Source organism: Pseudomonas sp. NDM (genome assembly GCF_003105095.1).
Taxonomy (GTDB): Bacteria; Pseudomonadota; Gammaproteobacteria; order Pseudomonadales; family Pseudomonadaceae; genus Aquipseudomonas; species Aquipseudomonas moraviensis_A.
On record NZ_QETJ01000124.1, the window covers coordinates 1 to 15168 of the forward strand.

The 15168-nt window shown below is 60.4% G+C and carries 12 protein-coding genes; 2 read left to right on the plus strand and 10 right to left on the minus strand.

The features are described from left to right. Positions 1 to 77: 77 nt before the first annotated feature. From DCO47_RS20260 to DCO47_RS20295, 8 genes are all read right to left on the minus strand, one after another. Positions 78 to 1781 carry an amidase gene (locus DCO47_RS20260; RefSeq protein ID WP_116658780.1) on the minus strand — a complete coding sequence of 568 codons (1704 nt, stop codon included), beginning with the start codon at positions 1779 to 1781 and terminating at the stop codon, positions 78 to 80. A 165-nt stretch (positions 1782 to 1946) separates the two neighbouring features. Next, a complete protein-coding gene (gene proP / locus DCO47_RS20265) occupies positions 1947 to 3452 on the minus strand; it encodes a glycine betaine/L-proline transporter ProP (protein ID WP_042610020.1) in 1506 nt (501 codons plus the stop codon). A gap of 253 nt (positions 3453 to 3705) precedes the next feature. Further along, a complete protein-coding gene (locus DCO47_RS20270; RefSeq protein WP_116658781.1) occupies positions 3706 to 4206 on the minus strand; it encodes a hypothetical protein in 501 nt (166 codons plus the stop codon). Further along, on the minus strand, positions 4206 to 5498 hold the full coding sequence (locus tag DCO47_RS20275; protein WP_116658782.1) for an AAA family ATPase: 1293 nt from the start codon (positions 5496 to 5498) through the stop codon (positions 4206 to 4208). Before DCO47_RS20275 ends, DCO47_RS20270 begins: the two co-directional genes overlap by 1 nt. A gap of 582 nt (positions 5499 to 6080) precedes the next feature. Beyond that, positions 6081 to 7379: a carbohydrate porin gene (locus DCO47_RS20280; protein WP_042610019.1), complete on the minus strand. Its 1299-nt coding sequence runs from the start codon at positions 7377 to 7379 to the stop codon at positions 6081 to 6083. A gap of 97 nt (positions 7380 to 7476) precedes the next feature. Further along, positions 7477 to 9882 carry a glucose/quinate/shikimate family membrane-bound PQQ-dependent dehydrogenase gene (locus tag DCO47_RS20285; RefSeq protein ID WP_116658783.1) on the minus strand — a complete coding sequence of 802 codons (2406 nt, stop codon included), beginning with the start codon at positions 9880 to 9882 and terminating at the stop codon, positions 7477 to 7479. Between the two features lie 555 nt (positions 9883 to 10437). After that, the gene (locus tag DCO47_RS20290) at positions 10438 to 11454 is read right to left on the minus strand and encodes an NADP-dependent oxidoreductase (protein ID WP_116658784.1); all 1017 of its coding nucleotides are present in this window, start codon (positions 11452 to 11454) and stop codon (positions 10438 to 10440) included. 55 nt (positions 11455 to 11509) lie between these two features. Continuing rightward, on the minus strand, positions 11510 to 12298 hold the full coding sequence (locus DCO47_RS20295; protein ID WP_116658785.1) for an SDR family oxidoreductase: 789 nt from the start codon (positions 12296 to 12298) through the stop codon (positions 11510 to 11512). A gap of 139 nt (positions 12299 to 12437) precedes the next feature. Between DCO47_RS20295 and DCO47_RS20300 the strand changes: the two genes are divergently transcribed. Beyond that, positions 12438 to 13031 (plus strand): TetR/AcrR family transcriptional regulator, encoded by a 594-nt coding sequence (locus tag DCO47_RS20300; RefSeq protein ID WP_083352831.1) that lies wholly within the window; start codon positions 12438 to 12440, stop codon positions 13029 to 13031. A gap of 11 nt (positions 13032 to 13042) precedes the next feature. On the opposite strand, the gene DCO47_RS20305 is transcribed toward DCO47_RS20300, so the two are convergent. Further along, positions 13043 to 13438: a response regulator transcription factor gene (locus DCO47_RS20305; RefSeq protein WP_223259153.1), complete on the minus strand. Its 396-nt coding sequence runs from the start codon at positions 13436 to 13438 to the stop codon at positions 13043 to 13045. After that, a complete protein-coding gene (locus DCO47_RS20310; RefSeq protein WP_064362447.1) occupies positions 13435 to 14424 on the minus strand; it encodes a response regulator in 990 nt (329 codons plus the stop codon). The genes DCO47_RS20305 and DCO47_RS20310 overlap by 4 nt, the downstream gene beginning before the upstream one ends. A 261-nt stretch (positions 14425 to 14685) precedes the next feature. Here DCO47_RS20310 and DCO47_RS20315 point away from each other — a divergent pair. Further along, the coding region (locus DCO47_RS20315; protein ID WP_133247417.1) for a hypothetical protein at positions 14686 to 15168 on the plus strand (483 nt) is incomplete at its 3' end.

Genomic DNA, 15168 nt, shown 5'->3' on the forward strand with positions numbered 1-15168 from the left:
ATAGCGCTTTGTCGGCTGACACACCGCTATCGCGAGCAGGCTCACTCCTACAGTTGATAGCGGTGTGTCAGTAAGGGTTACACCAGCGGCGGGGTACGCGGTGGGATCTGGCGTTTGCTGCCGGTCGATTCAAACGCAGCGGCGAAGCGCAACAGGTTCGAATCGTCGTAGGCGCGGCCGGCGAAGGTCAGGCCGACGGGCATGCCGATGTCGGCCATTACACCCATCGGCACGGTCACGGTCGGCACGCCGAGGTGGCGGATCGCGAGGTTGCCGTTGGCTACCCAGACGCCGTTGCTCCAGGCGATATCGGCCGAGGCAGGATTGACATCGGCGTCCGCCGGGCCCACGTCAGCGACGGTCGGGAACAGCACCGCATCGAGGCCGAGCGTGTCCATCCAGTCTTCGAGGTCAATGCGCCGGGTTTGCTCCAGACCGCGCAAGCCATCAGGCACGGTAGTGATTTCATTCCACGGCGTGATACCGCGTTCGGCCATGCGCACGTATTCGTCCATGCCGGCGGCCAGATCGCCTTCGCGGTTGGGCAGGGTGCCGGGGTCGTGCGGAAAGATTTTCGGCCCGTCGACGTCGACCAGACGATTGAGTTTCGGGTCGCCGTTGGCCTGCAGGAAGTCGTCAAACGCCCAGGCAGTCAGATCCCACAGTTCGTGGTGGAGGAATTCCTTCGAGACCAGGCCACGGGTGAACACGGTTGGCGCGCCGGGGCGGTCGCCTTCGCAGTTGGAGACCAGCGGGAAATCGGTTTCGATGACTTCAGCACCGGCGGCTTCCAGGGCCTGACGCGCCTGCTGCCACAAGTCGATCACCGAAGCGCGGGTGTTGATGCGCTGACCGGTCGGGCCGCCGATGCCAGGGGCTTCGCTGGTGCCGGCGTCATCGTCGGTGTTGATGTACATGCGCGGGATGGCGAAGCGTTTGCCGGCCAGGGCTTTGGCGTCGGCGGCCAGTTCACTGTACGCCGCCGGGCGCACTTCGCTGACGCGGGGGATTGGCACCCACGGTTGCAGGCGCCACAAGTCGCCACGGGTGTCAGGGTCTTCGGCGACGACCACGTCGAGCACCTCAAGCAGGTCGGCCATGGTCCGCGCGAACGGCACGACGACGTCCATGGTCGGGGTCAACGGCCAATTGCCGCGCACCGAAATCACCCCGCGCGACGGGGTATAGGCGCACAGCCCATTGTTCGACGCAGGGCCGCGACCGCTCGACCAGGTTTCCTCGGCCAGACCGAATGCAGCAAAACTCGCTGCGGTGGCGGTACCGGCGCCATTGGACGAGCCGGAGGCGAAAGGCGCGGTGAGGTAGGCGGCGTTGTACGGACTTTCAGCGCGGCCATAAACGCCACGCTGCATGCCGCCATTGGCCATCGGCGGCATGTTGGTCTTGCCCAGGCAGATCGCCCCGGCAGCGCGCAGGCGCTCGATGGTGAAAGCATCGCGATGGGCAACCAGATCGGCGAAAGCCGGGCTGCCGGAGGCGGCGGTCAGGCCTTTGACCAAGTAGCTGTCCTTTGCGGTGTAGGGGATGCCATCGAGCGGCCCCAAGGTTGCGCCTTTGGCGCGACGGGCATCGGAGGCGCGGGCTTCGTTCAGCGCTTCAGGATTGCGCACGACTACGGCGTTGAGTGCCGTCGGGGTGTCGGCGCCGTCGTAGGCATCAATGCGCGCCAGATAGGCTTGTACCAGTTCCACGGCAGTGGTCTGGCCGGATTCGAGGGCGGCGCGCAGTTGGGCGATGGAGACTTCGGTGACTTCGATCATCGGGTCACCTGTTGAGCGAAGATGTTCTGGGCAGGGGTATTCATAGCGGTTCTCGTTGCACGGCTTTAAGCGACAAGGTCAAGACTGGCGCCTATTTAACACCAAGCCGCGCTCCGAGTAATCGACGGGGTGACGGCCCCGCCGATTTTTTCTGGGTCTGGCGGATCACTCGTTGATGCGCGGGTGCTGCTGAACCAGCACCTTGCGCTTGGCCTCCAGCTCGGCGATCTCGGCATCGATGTCTTCGATTTTCTGTTCGATGTTGTCGTGGTGTTCCTGCAGCAGCTCCTTGGCCTCCTCGAGGTCGGAGGCCGCCGGGGCCGCGCCGCGCAGGGGTTTGTTGGCGGTTTCCTTCATGGTCACGCCGGTGATCAGGCCGACCACGGCGATCACCATCAGGTAATACGCGGGCATGTACAGATCGTTGGTGCTTTCCACCAGCCAGGCCACGGCAGTCGGGGTCAGACCGGCGATCAGCACCGAGACGTTGAAGGCACTGGCCAAAGCGCTGTAGCGGATATGGGTGGGGAACATCGCCGGCAGGGTAGAGGCCATGACGCCAATGAAGAAGTTGAGCAACACCGCCAGAATCAGCAAGCCGGAGAAGATCAGGCCGATGCTGCCGCTGTTGATCAGCATGAACGCCGGAATGGCGAAGATGAACAGGCCGATGCTGCCGACGACAATAAAGGGTTTGCGGCCGATCTTGTCGCTGACGAAGCCGATCAGCGGCTGCACGAAGAGCATGCCGACCATGATCGCGATGATGATCAGCACGCCGTGGTTTTCGCTGTAATGCAGGTTGTGGGTCAGGTAACTCGGCATGTAGGTGAGCAGCATGTAGTAGGTGACGTTGGTCGCCGCTACTACGCCGATGCAGGTCATCAGGCTGCGCCAGTGCTTGGTCGCGACTTCCTTGAACGACACTTTCGGGCCACCGGCGAGGCCTTCGCGGTCACCTTGTTCGAGCTTTTCCACGTGCTGCTGGAACGCCGGGGTTTCTTCCAGGGCGTGGCGCAGATACAGGCCGATCATGCCCAGCGGCAGGGCAAGGAAAAACGGAATTCTCCAGCCCCATTCTTCGAAGCGCTGTTCACCGAGGATCGTCGAAATCAGCACCACCACGCCGGCGCCAAAGACGAAACCGGCGATCGAGCCGAAATCCAGCCAGCTGCCGAGGAAGCCGCGTTTGCGGTCCGGTGCGTATTCAGCGACGAAGATCGAGGCGCCGGTGTACTCGCCACCCACGGAGAAACCTTGGGCCATCTTCGCCAGCAACAGCAGGATCGGCGCCCAGATGCCGATCGAGGCATAGGACGGAATCAGGCCGATGGCAAAGGTGCTCAGGGACATGATGACGATGGTCGCGGCGAGGACTTTCTGCCGGCCGTATTTGTCGCCGAGCGCACCAAAGAACAGCCCGCCCAGCGGACGAATCAGGAAAGGCACGGAGAAGGTCGCCAGCGCGGCGATCATTTGCACGCCGGGATCGGCGCCGGGGAAGAAGACCTTGCCGAGCACATAGGCGACAAAGCCGTAGACGCCAAAGTCGAACCATTCCATGGCGTTGCCCAGTGCGGCGGCGGTGATTGCCTTGCGCATCTTGGCGTCGTCGACAATGGTGATGTCTTTCAAACCGATCGGTTTGACGGTGTTCTTGCGTGATTTCATGGTGATTACTCTGCTGCTGAGCCGTCTTGTTGCATGTCGCTGCCATGGTGGGGCAGGGAAGACGAGGTCCGTTCTCTGCGATGCCATCCTTTCGATGGCACGCCCTCTGTGGGATCAGAGATCAGAAGTAACCAAATAATTCACTGGTCGCGGTGATTTTGTTCTTTATGCGGCCTGGTTTTCGCAGATAGCAATACATGGCAGCAGTTGTGCGGTTCCGGTACACGTTTGCTGGGTGGTCGTATATCCGGTTTTATCGACGAGGCGGACGTGCCGGCACGTGACGATATGCTTCCAAATCACCATCGAGGGACCAGATAAAAATCTCGCTCATAGGAAAACGATCCAGACATCGTTCGTACTCCTTAATGATACTCAGATCACCAAAGCTAGTGCCTTCACCGGTACGGGTGGGCGACTTGTTTCGTCCTGCTTTGTCGGGAAACTCGGCCAGCCACTCTAGTATTTCTCTCGTATTTGGATACTCGCTAAGTCTGTACGGGGGTTCGTCCTCGAACGCATCGCGTACCGCGTCGCAAAAACGTTGAGCCGTTTGCCGACGCAGCCTTCCATCACCGTTTTGGGCTATATGGTTACCGGTTTCCAGAATGGTGGCCATTGGCAAAATAAAAGTGCAGCTATTGTTCGCATACTCGCGAAAATCAGCGCCCACTTGAACCGCTGCTTGGTTGAGCCCAGGAACATTCAACAGATTAACGAAGATGCTTGTATCGATCAGGCAGATTGAGGTCATCAGGTCTCCCCCTGCATTTTCTGCAGCCAAGCCAGTGCGTTCTGCCTTTTCTGCTCTATTGAGACAGGCGACTTGACGAAACGATCGACTATTCCGTTAGTGACCAACTCTCCGAGCGGACCTTGAGATACCAGTCCTGCGTAGTCCTGCAAGTCGGAAAGGCGCACCAAGCGGCTATCGCCATCCTTTGGATCGCGATAACAAAATACGGTGTCGCCCAATGCACTATCCGGTAATGCATCCATTAGAGCCGGATTATGAGTACTGACTAATAGGCGCACTCCGCGCAATTCGGCCTGCTCACGCATGGTTTTCAATAATTGTTTGGCACGTGATGGGTGGACTCCGTTATCGACCTCTTCAATAACAAGTGTCGACTCTGCCGGCGCAGATAGCAAAGCAGCCGCGATCGCCAGCACTCGAAGCGTGCCATCGGAAAGCAATTCGACAGACCAATCTCGTTCGACGCTACCAAAGCTTTCGATTAACTCCAGGGAAACGCGTCCTCGCCGGTCCTCAAAAAAACGGACATCCGTCACGTCTTGTTCTGGCAAACTTCTGATGAACTCGATGATGGCAGGTCGGATTTCCTTATCTTGCCAAAGTGAGAAAAGCACTCCGGATAGATTGGAGCAGTCCCCGCGCAGTTTTTTGTCTGGATAACTGTCTCCTCGCATAAGGGAGGGCACAGGATCAAGAAACAAGGTGTTGGCAAGCAGGCTCTGGAAATGGCTGGTGGTTTCAGGGATGACTTTCTGCGCTACTTTGTGCCCGGCCTCGAACAGTGCCGAACTGGCCAATTGATTAAAGATTGCGATCTGATCGGTACAAGTGACCTGCGGTTTTTTGCCGCCCCTCGCAAAATTATTGTAGGCAACTCGCGCGTCGGTGCTCAAACCGGTTGAAGGCTGTTCAATACGGTAGAGAGGCATTTTTTGCCGAGGCGACTCAATCGTTTCCTGAACTATATGCAGTTCATCGTCTCGGAGAGTGATTTCGACGCTGAGGCTATTCCAGTCTTCGTCGTCAGTTTCGCAACCTAAGGTAAAGGATTTTTTTCTCAGGTAGGGAAGATCCTTCACCTGGCCACGGAGGATCTGCTCGGAATCATCGACTCTGTGACGTAATACCGATAGTTTTTGACCTTGGCCGAGCCAACATAGAAAGCGGAAGGCTTCCAGTGCGTTACTTTTGCCCGAGGCGTTGGCACCAATCATCAACGTCAAGGAGGAAAGCGGTAGCTTCTGGTCTCGATAGCTCTTGAAACCCGTGATGCGAATATTCTTTAGCATGGTGACTCCTTCCAATGCTTGGTTCTCTTCCCAGCCTCACCAAGCTCGACGGCTTGTTACCAGAAACTCACTTTTACGCCTCGGCCCATCCCCGAAAGCCTGCGGGGATTCAAAGTTTCATCGCACACCATGCTCCTGCGATGCGGCAACAGCCTCGCCTTGGACCGATTGGAGCGCACGCGCATTAAAACCACGCCCTTGGCGAACCGTGATTATTGGGGACCAGAGATAAAAAATCGACCGATGAAGTTTCATATTCATCTTTTGTCAGGGGTCGCAGTGTCCTATCGGGAGGGAGGATACTTTTTGATCGGGGTTTTTCAAGCGTTTTCGCGGATTGATTAATGCGATCATGCCTTGATCAACCTTCTTAAATTGTGGCCGAGGTTTTATGGCCGAGCGTTAACCTGTGAATCCGAGCTAAGCGCACCAGTGCACTGGCGGACATTTCACTGATGTCTCATCTGGCAGGAGCGAAAGAACAACTGTTCACTTCGGATCATCGAAGGCGCATTAAGTATCCCCAATCATGAGCGAAAACCAGCTTTGAGCCGGTTTTTCGCATGTCCAGGATGCAGAGGCTTAAAGCGCAGCCTTCACCTGCAACCCCACCACCAGCGCATTGTCGATGTCCTGCCCGGAGAACGCGCCCGGTTCGATGATGTATTGCAGGTTCGGGCGCAGGGTCAGCCATGGGGTGGCCTGGTAGCCGTAGCCCAATTCGATCAGTTGCTCAGCGCTGTCGAGATGCGGGAATGCAGCGCCATTGGCCATGGCGGCATCCTGCTGAACATCACGGCTGCGCGGGTTCGGCACGGCGCGGCCATAGCCCAGCGCCAGAGTGTCACGCGGGCGGCCTTCGAACGGTTTGTACAGGACTACGCCGGTGCCGTACCACTTGCTGAACGGTGAGGCCGCTTCACTGGCCGCCGAATACTGACCAAACGCATGCAGGCTGCGCCCCTCGGAGGTCGGCGAACGCCATATCGCCTGATCGATCAGCAGGTAATGACCGCCACGACCGGACACCTCGTCGTCGCTGCCAATGCGTTTGACGTCGGAACTGTCGTAGTAATAGCCGAGCTTGTATTCACCCGGCAGCTCGCCGGCGTGCTTGTACACCAGCTCGATCGGTACGACGGTGCCGGTGGTGTGTTTCGGCCCCAAATGCCAGGCGCGGCTGGAATTGCCATTGCTCTCGGGGTCGACGTTGAACGCCGCCACACGCAGTTGCCAGGACGGCGACAGGTCGTATTTGACCCGCACGCCCAAACGCGCGTTGGGGTAGTTGGTCCAGCCGCTGCCGCCGGACATGTTCAGCGGATGGCCGCAGAAACCAGCGTTCATGAAGTTGCACAGAATGCCGCTGTCGAGGCCGCCGAGGTCGTTGCCCATGGCCATGTAGCCGAGCTTCACGTTCAGCGCCGGAGTGAACAGGCTGCGCTCGTAACTGAGCTCGGTCAGGCGCGTGTACAGGCCGCCGTAGTTTTCCTGAATCGGCAAGCGGTTGCCGACCAGATCTTCCGAAGCGCTGTTGCCGCGACGGTCGTTGATGGTCAGTTGCACCTTGCCGGCATTGTCGACGCCATACAGCTTGCCCAGATCAAACTGCACGCCGAGCTTGATGTTCTGCGAATAACGCGCCGAACGGTGCAGGCCGCCGTCGGCGTTGTAAGCGGTTTCGCCGCTGTAATCGCCGCTGAACTTGACGCCGTCTTCATCCAGTTGATGACGCAAGCCGCCCCAGTCACCGGTGAGGGTGCTGCGGGTCAGCAGACCGGAATCGCTGGCGGCCAGCGCGGGCAGGGCAGTGGTGCAGCTCAGGCCCAGCAACAGGCTGGTGCAAAGTCTGGAACGGGAAAAGCGAACAGCCGATGACATGTGAATCCTTCCTGCTGAAATCTTCAACGCAATAAAACGGCGACGCGGTGCTGTGAGGCACCGCGCGCTGGGGAGTGGGTGGATGTGCAGCAGCGGATTACGGCAGGGCGTAGGCCATCACGTAATCGCCGCGATCAGTCGACTGACGTGCGCCGCCAGCGGTGACGACGATGTACTGCTTGCCGGTCTTCGGCGAAACGTAGGTCATCGGGCCGCCCTGGCTGCCGACTGGCAGACGCGCTTTCCAGACTTCTTCGCCGTTGTCGCTGTTGAAGGCGCGCAGGTAGAAGTCCTGGGTGCCGGCAATGAAGATCAGGCCACCCTGGGTCGACAGGGTGCCGCCGAGGGTTGGCAGACCGATCTTGATCGGCAAGTGCATGCGAATGCCCAGAGGACCGGTGTCTTCAACGGTGCCGACCGGAACCTGCCACGCGACTTTCTGGGTCTTCATGTCGATCGCGGTCAACGTGCCGAACGGCGGCGCCTGGCACGGAATGCCGGCCACCGAGAGGAAGCGGTTCTTGTTCACTGCGTACGGCGTGCCTTTGAGCGGCACAGCGCCCATGCCGGTGTTCAGTGCTTCGCCACCGCCTGCGGCCTGGCCCTTGTTCTGCGACGGGATCATCTGAATCCACAGACCCAGGCGCATGTCGTTGACGAAGATGAAACCGTGCACCGGGTCAGTGGAGATGCTGCCCCAGTTCATGCCGCCCAGCGAACCCGGGAAGCTCAGCGATCTGTCAGTACCCGGGGCGGTGTACAGACCCTCGTAGCGCATGCTCTTGAAGTCGATGCGGCAGAGCAACTGGTCATACGGCGTGGCGCCCCACATGTCCGACTCGGTCAGGTGCTGCGCGCCGATCTGCGGCATGCCCACGGATTTCGGCTGGGTCGGCGAGTACGGCTCGTTGGGGATGTTCGCGGCTTTCACCGGTACTTCCTTGACTTCAGTCAGCGGCTTGCCGGTGGCGCGATCGAGCACATAGATCTGCCCGGCCTTGGTGCCGATGACCAGCGCCGGAACGCTTTGGCCGTCCTTGTCGAAGTCGATCAGGCTCGGCTGCATCGGCAGGTCGAAGTCCCACAGATCGTTGTGCACGGTCTGGAACACCCAGCGTTCTTCACCCGTGCTGGCATCCAGCGCGAGGATCGAGGCGCCGTACTTGTGGTCCAGTTCGCTGCGCTCGACACCATAGATGTCGGTGGACGAGCTGCCCATGGGCAGGAACACCGTGTTGGTCGCTGCGTCGTAGGACATCGGCGCCCAGCTGTTCGGCGTGCTGCGCACGTAGGTGCTGCCATCGGCCGGTGCATTGCGATCCTGCGGGTTGCCCGGGTCGAACGCCCAGCGCATGGTGCCGGTGATCACGTCAAACCCGCGAATCACGCCACCGGGCATGTCGCTCTGCACGTTGTCGGCGACGCGACCGCCTACCACCACGGTGGTGCCGGCCATCAATGGCGCGGACGACAACTGATAGTAGCTGTCCGGAACATCCCCCAGTCCGGCCTTCAGATCGACCTGACCGTTGTTGCCGAAACCCTGGCAGAACTCGCCGGTGTCAGCGTCGACCGCGATCAGGCGGGCATCGATGGTGTTGGTCAGCAGACGGCGCTGGCAGTTGGCGGCCGGCGCCGGTTTGGCTTCGATGATCGAAGAATTGCTCGGCTGAGCGAGGGTGGCGGTGGCGTCGAAATAAGCCATGCCACGGCAGCGCTGCCAGACTTTCGATTGCGCGTTGATCGCGTTCTTCCACAGCTCTTTACCGGTGTCGGCGTCGAGGGCGATCAGGTTGTTGTGCGGAGTGCAGATGAACACCTTGTTGCCGACCTGCAGCGGGGTGAGCTGGTCTTCGGCGCCGTTGCCATCGCTCTCGGCGACGTCACCGGTGTGGTAGGTCCACGCGACTTTCAATTGGTCGACGTTGTTGCGGTTGATCTGATCGAGCGCGGCGAAACGGCTGCCTCCTTCGGTGTTGCCGTAGTGCGCCCAGTCTTTCTGCGCCTTGGCCGGCTCCACCGGGGTCAGACCCGGACCGGTGCCAGTGGCGGCAACCGTTGGATGCGCGACGAACATGTTGCCCGCAGCAACCGCCACACCCACGGCGAGCACAGCGGCCACGGCATACGCGCCGCGACCGGCAACGCGGCCATTGGCACGCGCCAGCAGCGGGTAGACCAGCGCGACGACCATACCGATCGCGCTGAACATGAACAGCCGCGAGAACACCGGCCAGAACACCAGCCCGGCGTCAGCCACCGCCCAGATCGCAGTCGCCACGAGAAACGCGGCGAACAGCCAAGCGCCTGCAGTTTTCTTCAGTGCGATCAGCACACCGGAAACGGTCATCGCCAGACCGCCGACCAGGAAGTACCAGGAACCGCCCAGGCTGACCAGCTTCACACCGCCGGCCGCGAGCGCCAGACCGAGCAGGGCGATGATCACGCCAAGGCCGACGAGAATGAACGTTGAAACGCCTGAGACGCGTTGACTGTGGTTCACATTGAAAGTCCCGTTTGAATGAAGCGCGGGATTATAGCGGTAACTAACCATTCAGTTAACCGCAGTTTTGCCATGAAACCCGGCACTTCTGTGAATCAAGCGTGGTGCAGGTTGGGGAAAACGCAAGTCGAGAGGGGTTTCTCGAAGTTTCAGCAGGAGGGGCGAGTCGGGCTTGGAGCTGCAACGCGCATGCCCAAACACCGCAGTGAATTCACCCCTCACCCCAGCCCTCTCCCCGAGGAGAGGGAGCTGATTTGTGGGCTCTTTGAGACCTGTGTTCGCCTCGGTATTTCAGGTCGGTGTAACTCGCACATTCAACTCGTTCAGTTCCATCTCCCTCCGCGAGAGGGAGCTGATTTGTGAGCTCTTTGAGACCTGTGTTCGCCTCGTTATTTCAGGTCGGCGTAACTCGCGCATTCAACTCGTTCAGTTCCATCTCCCTCCGCGAGAGGGAGCTGATTTGTGGGCTTTTCAAGATCTGTGTTCGCCTGGATATCTCAGGTCGGTATAACTCGCACATTCAACTCGGTCAGTTCCCTCTCCCCTGGGAGAGGGCTAGGGTGAGGGGCTTTCAGGATCGATCACGATGGCGACCTTGCCCTTGGCCCGGCCTTGTTCGACGTAGTGCAAGGCGTCAGCTATCTGATCGAAGGCAAAGATCCGGTCGATCACCGGTTTGATAACCCCAGCCTCGATCAATGCGCTGATCTTCTGCAACTGAATGCCATCGGCGCGCATAAACAGAAACGCATAACGCACCCCACGCTTGCGCGCCTTTCGCCGGATACCGCTGCTGAGCACACGCATGACCAACCCAAGCAGCCACGACAAACCCTGCTCCTGTGCGAACTGCGCGGTCGGCGGTCCGGACAGGGAAATCAGCTGCCCACCCGGTTTCAGCACCTTTAGCGATTTCTCCAGCACATCGCCACCGAGGCTGTTGAGCACTACATCGTAATCGCGCAGTTCGCTGGCGAAATCCTGTTGCGTGTAATCAATCACCACGTCAGCGCCCAGCGCTTTGACCCACTCGACATTCGCCGTGCTGGTAGTCGTCGCGACGAAAGCGCCGAGGTGTCTGGCCAGCTGAATGGCGACTGTGCCGACGCCACCGGAGCCGGCGTGGATCAACACTTTCTGACCCTTTTGCAACCTGGCGACTTCAACCAATGCCTGCCACGCGGTCAACGCCACCAGCGGCATGCACGCCGCCTCGGTCATGTCGAGACGGGCGGGTTTGAGGGCGACCGCTGTTTCGTCGACGGCGATGCGGTGGGCAAACGTGCCGATCCTGTTTTCAGGCGCACGGGCATAAACCTCATCGCCCGGCTTGAACCGCTTGACCGCCGCACCAGTGCCGAGCACCACACCGGCGACATCGTTGCCCAATATCAAAGGCATCTGATAGGGCAGGATCATCTTGAATTCGCCGCTGCGAATCTTCAGATCGAGCGGGTTGATGCTGCTGCCGTGCACTTCGATCAGCACGTCGTTTTCCCCGATCAGCGGTTCGGGGACGTCGCCAATCCGGCCGTTCTGCTTGCCGTAGCGCTCGATGAAAAATGCTTTCATTACGGATGCTCTTGTCGGTAGGAACCCGCCGCACTGGCGGCGGGTCCGGTTGAAGTCAGGCTTGAGGCAGATAACGTGGCGCCACGGCCGACTGGCGAATCTGCCCCAGCAGGCCCTGCCGCGCGGTTTGCAGGGCATCCCAGCGTTCGCCTTCATGCAGCGGCGGGATGGTGACGACTTCGCGACGATCAAAACCGACCAGCGCAGCGTCAACCATGTCGCCGACTTCCATGATGTCGGTCAGCGTGTTGATGTCGATACCGGCGCGGTCCCAGATTTCCGTACGGGTGGCGGCGGGTAGTACGGCTTGCACGTACACGCCTTTCGGCGACAGCTCCAAGCTCAGGCCCTGGGAGAGAAACAGCACGAACGCTTTGGTCGCGCCATACACCGACATGCCGAACTCCGGCGCCAGGCCCACCACCGAACCGATGTTGATGATCGCGCCGTCCCCAGCCTTGGCCAGACGCGGGGCGATGGCGCTGGCCAGCCGCACCAGCGCGGTGGTGTTGAGGGCGACCAGTTGCGCCACGCTGTCAGTGCTTTGTTCGATGAACGTGCCGGACTGCGCGGCGCCGGCATTGTTGACGAGGATGCCGATGCGCGCGTCGTCGCGCAGGCGCGCTTCGACAGTCTGCAGATCGCTGAGTCGGGTCAGATCGGCTTGCAGCACTTCGACATTGACGTTGTATTCGGCACGCAGATTGGTGGCGAGGGCGTCCAGACGCGACTGGTCACGGGCGACCAGCACCAGATCGTGCCCGCGTTGGGCGAAACGTGCGGCGTAGACCGCGCCGATGCCGGTGGAGGCGCCAGTGATCAGAACAGTAGGGCGAGTAGTCATGGTGTCGGCTCTTTTTCAGTAGAAGAGTGATTGCGGGCTTTTAGGATGATGATCGAAATCTAAACTGTCAACGGTTTTGATTATGGCCAACATCTATGTATCATCGAGCCATGATTTTTCAGCGCTGGAGGTATCCAACATGCGCGTATCCAAAGCTCAGGCTCAGGCCAATCGCGAGCACATAGTCGAAACGGCTTCAGTGATGTTCCGCGAACGCGGTTATGACGGGGTTGGTGTGGCTGACCTGATGGCGGCGGCCGGTTTCACCCACGGCGGTTTTTACAAACACTTCGGCTCCAAGGCCGACCTGATGGCCGAAGCGTCGGCCAACAGCCTGGCGCAGTCACTGGCCAGCGCCGAGGCGATGAGCGTGCAGGACTTCATCGATGTGTACGTTTCACGCGACCATCGCGACGGCCGTTCCACTGGTTGCACCATGGCGGCACTGTGCGGCGATGCGGCGCGGCAGTCGGGGGATGTGAAGACAGCTTTCGCCGAGGGCATCGAGCGCTTATTGCAGATCCTGGGCGAGAAATACCCGACCGCGCCGCAAGGTGAGGGCAGAAGCAAAATGATCGACCTGCTGGCCCATGCGGTCGGCGCGATCATGCTGTCGCGGGCCTGCCCGGACGACTCGGCGCTGGCCGATGAAATCCTGGCGGTGTGTCACGCTTCGATGACTGAGTCGTTGCCCGTGATCGAGACTCAGGAAGAAACCATGCAGGACAGTTGAAGTGAGCAGCTTTAGCGGTGCAGGGCCTTGTCGAGTGCCGCCAGTAACACCTCTTCCTCGAAGGGTTTGCACAGGCACTCGAACGCCTGGTAATGCCCGGTTTCGGCCAGCGCCGCCTCGTCCCAGTGAGCAGACATGCAGATCACCGGAATCTGTCGCGGCAGCGCGCGCATGACGTCGATGCCGGACAGGCCGGGCATGCGCAGGTCCAGCAGCAGACAGGCGATCTCGGCGAAGTCGGCGTCGGCGAGAAACGCTTCGCCGCTGGCATACACCTGCGCGCGATAACCGACGGAACGCAGAAGATTCGACAGGCTTTTGCGCACGGATGCGTCGTCATCAACGATGCAGACGATGGTAGGTCGGGTGCCGTCGGCTGCCGTCGGGCACCCCGCCAGGCCGCTCACGACAGGCTCGATGGGCCAGGCGAAGGCGCAGCGCTGATCAGTCCGTAGAGTTCGACGAGGTTGACCAGCGAGCGGGTCTGCATCTTCGCCATGATGTGTTTACGGTGAACCTTGGCGGTCACCTCACTGGTGCCCAACTGGTTGGCGATCTGCTTGTTCGACAGACCGCCAACTATAAGCGGCAGCACCTCGCGCTCACGCGGCGTCAGTTGCGCTGCCAATTGCCGCACGTGCTGAACCCGTTGCCATTGATCGTACGCCGTCGCCGCGTGCTGACGAGTGTTGCGCAGAATGCCGAGCAGTTCATCGTCATTGAAGGGCTTGGTCAGAAACTCCACCGCGCCGGCCTTCATGGCCTGCACCGACATCGGAATGGTGCCGTGGCCGGTCATGAAGATCACCGGCCACGGCAAGCCGCGCTGGTTCAGTGCCGCCTGCAACTGCAAACCCGTGGCTTCCGGCAGGCTGACGTCGAGCAGCAGGCACGCCGGGCCATTGGCGATATCGGCGTCGAGCAATTCCTCGGCGGACTGGAAAATCCGGTGTTCGATGCCTTCGGCGCGCAACAAGCGGCTCAACGCGGTACGCACGCAGGCCTCATCGTCGACAATGAACACCGGCACCGATTGCGCATCGACCGGCGGCGGCTGCGCCACGATCGGCGCCGAGGCCAGTGGGTTGAACAGCGGCAGATTGGGTTCGCGGTCTTTCAATAATCGGTAACCTCGACGGGGAACCGTCTGGATGATTTCTTTTTCCCCGAGCAGTTTGCGCAGCGAGGAAATCTGCACTTGCAGATTGTTCTCTTCGACGACGATGTCCGGCCACACCTGATTGATCAGTTCGTCCTTGCTGACGATGCGCCCGTCGGCCTGCATCAGCACCGAGAGTATTTCGAACGCCCGCCCGCCCACGCGCAAGGGCCGGCCATCGAGAAAGGCTTCGCGCCGTTCCAGAGAAATCGTGGCTTGGCCGAGTCGGATCATGCAGGCCTCTGCGTTGCAGGTGAGAAGGACAGGGCGCGGGCGCCGGGTTATCAGGCGTACGCTAGGTGACGGCCTGGCATAAAGCAATTATCCCGAGGGATAAGTCGCGCGCTTTTATAGCCTCAAAAACCACGGTGCGAGGCTCTGGACGGCCATCTTGAGGCCGCAGACGGACATCAGCGCAGCGGCTGGCCCTCTGGCAAAAAAACGCTGCGTATACTTCGCCACCAGCCTGAATCCCATTTCCAGCGGTGAATGTGTATGCCCGGCCAGCCATCCTCATCTGCAATTTCCCGCGCGACCGATGCGCCGATGCTCGATGAAGCATGGCTGGACATCTGCCGGTTCAGCCTGCTGCGTCGCGACCATGAACTGACGTGGTTCACCCTCGAAGACAGCCGCTCGGGCCAGACATGGTTTGCCGTACGCGCGCCGATCCAGCGTCCGGCGCTGTGCCAGCGGCTGGAGCGCGACTTCCATGTGCAGCTGCCATCGCAATGGGCGATCAACCCGCTCGCGCTGATTCGTTCGGCGGACGGCCCGGTGCTGGTCTACCCACAGTGGGGCGCGCCGCTGGCGGGATTGCTCGACGCCGCCGGCCTGCCGCTCGGGCGCGTGCTGAACATCGCCGTCGCCGCCGCGAATGCGCTGGCCCACTCTCGGCAACCCGAGACAGCGCAAAACCCTGTGGGAGCGAGCCTGCTCGCGAAAGCGTCAATTCAGCCGACATCGCCCTTGACTGAC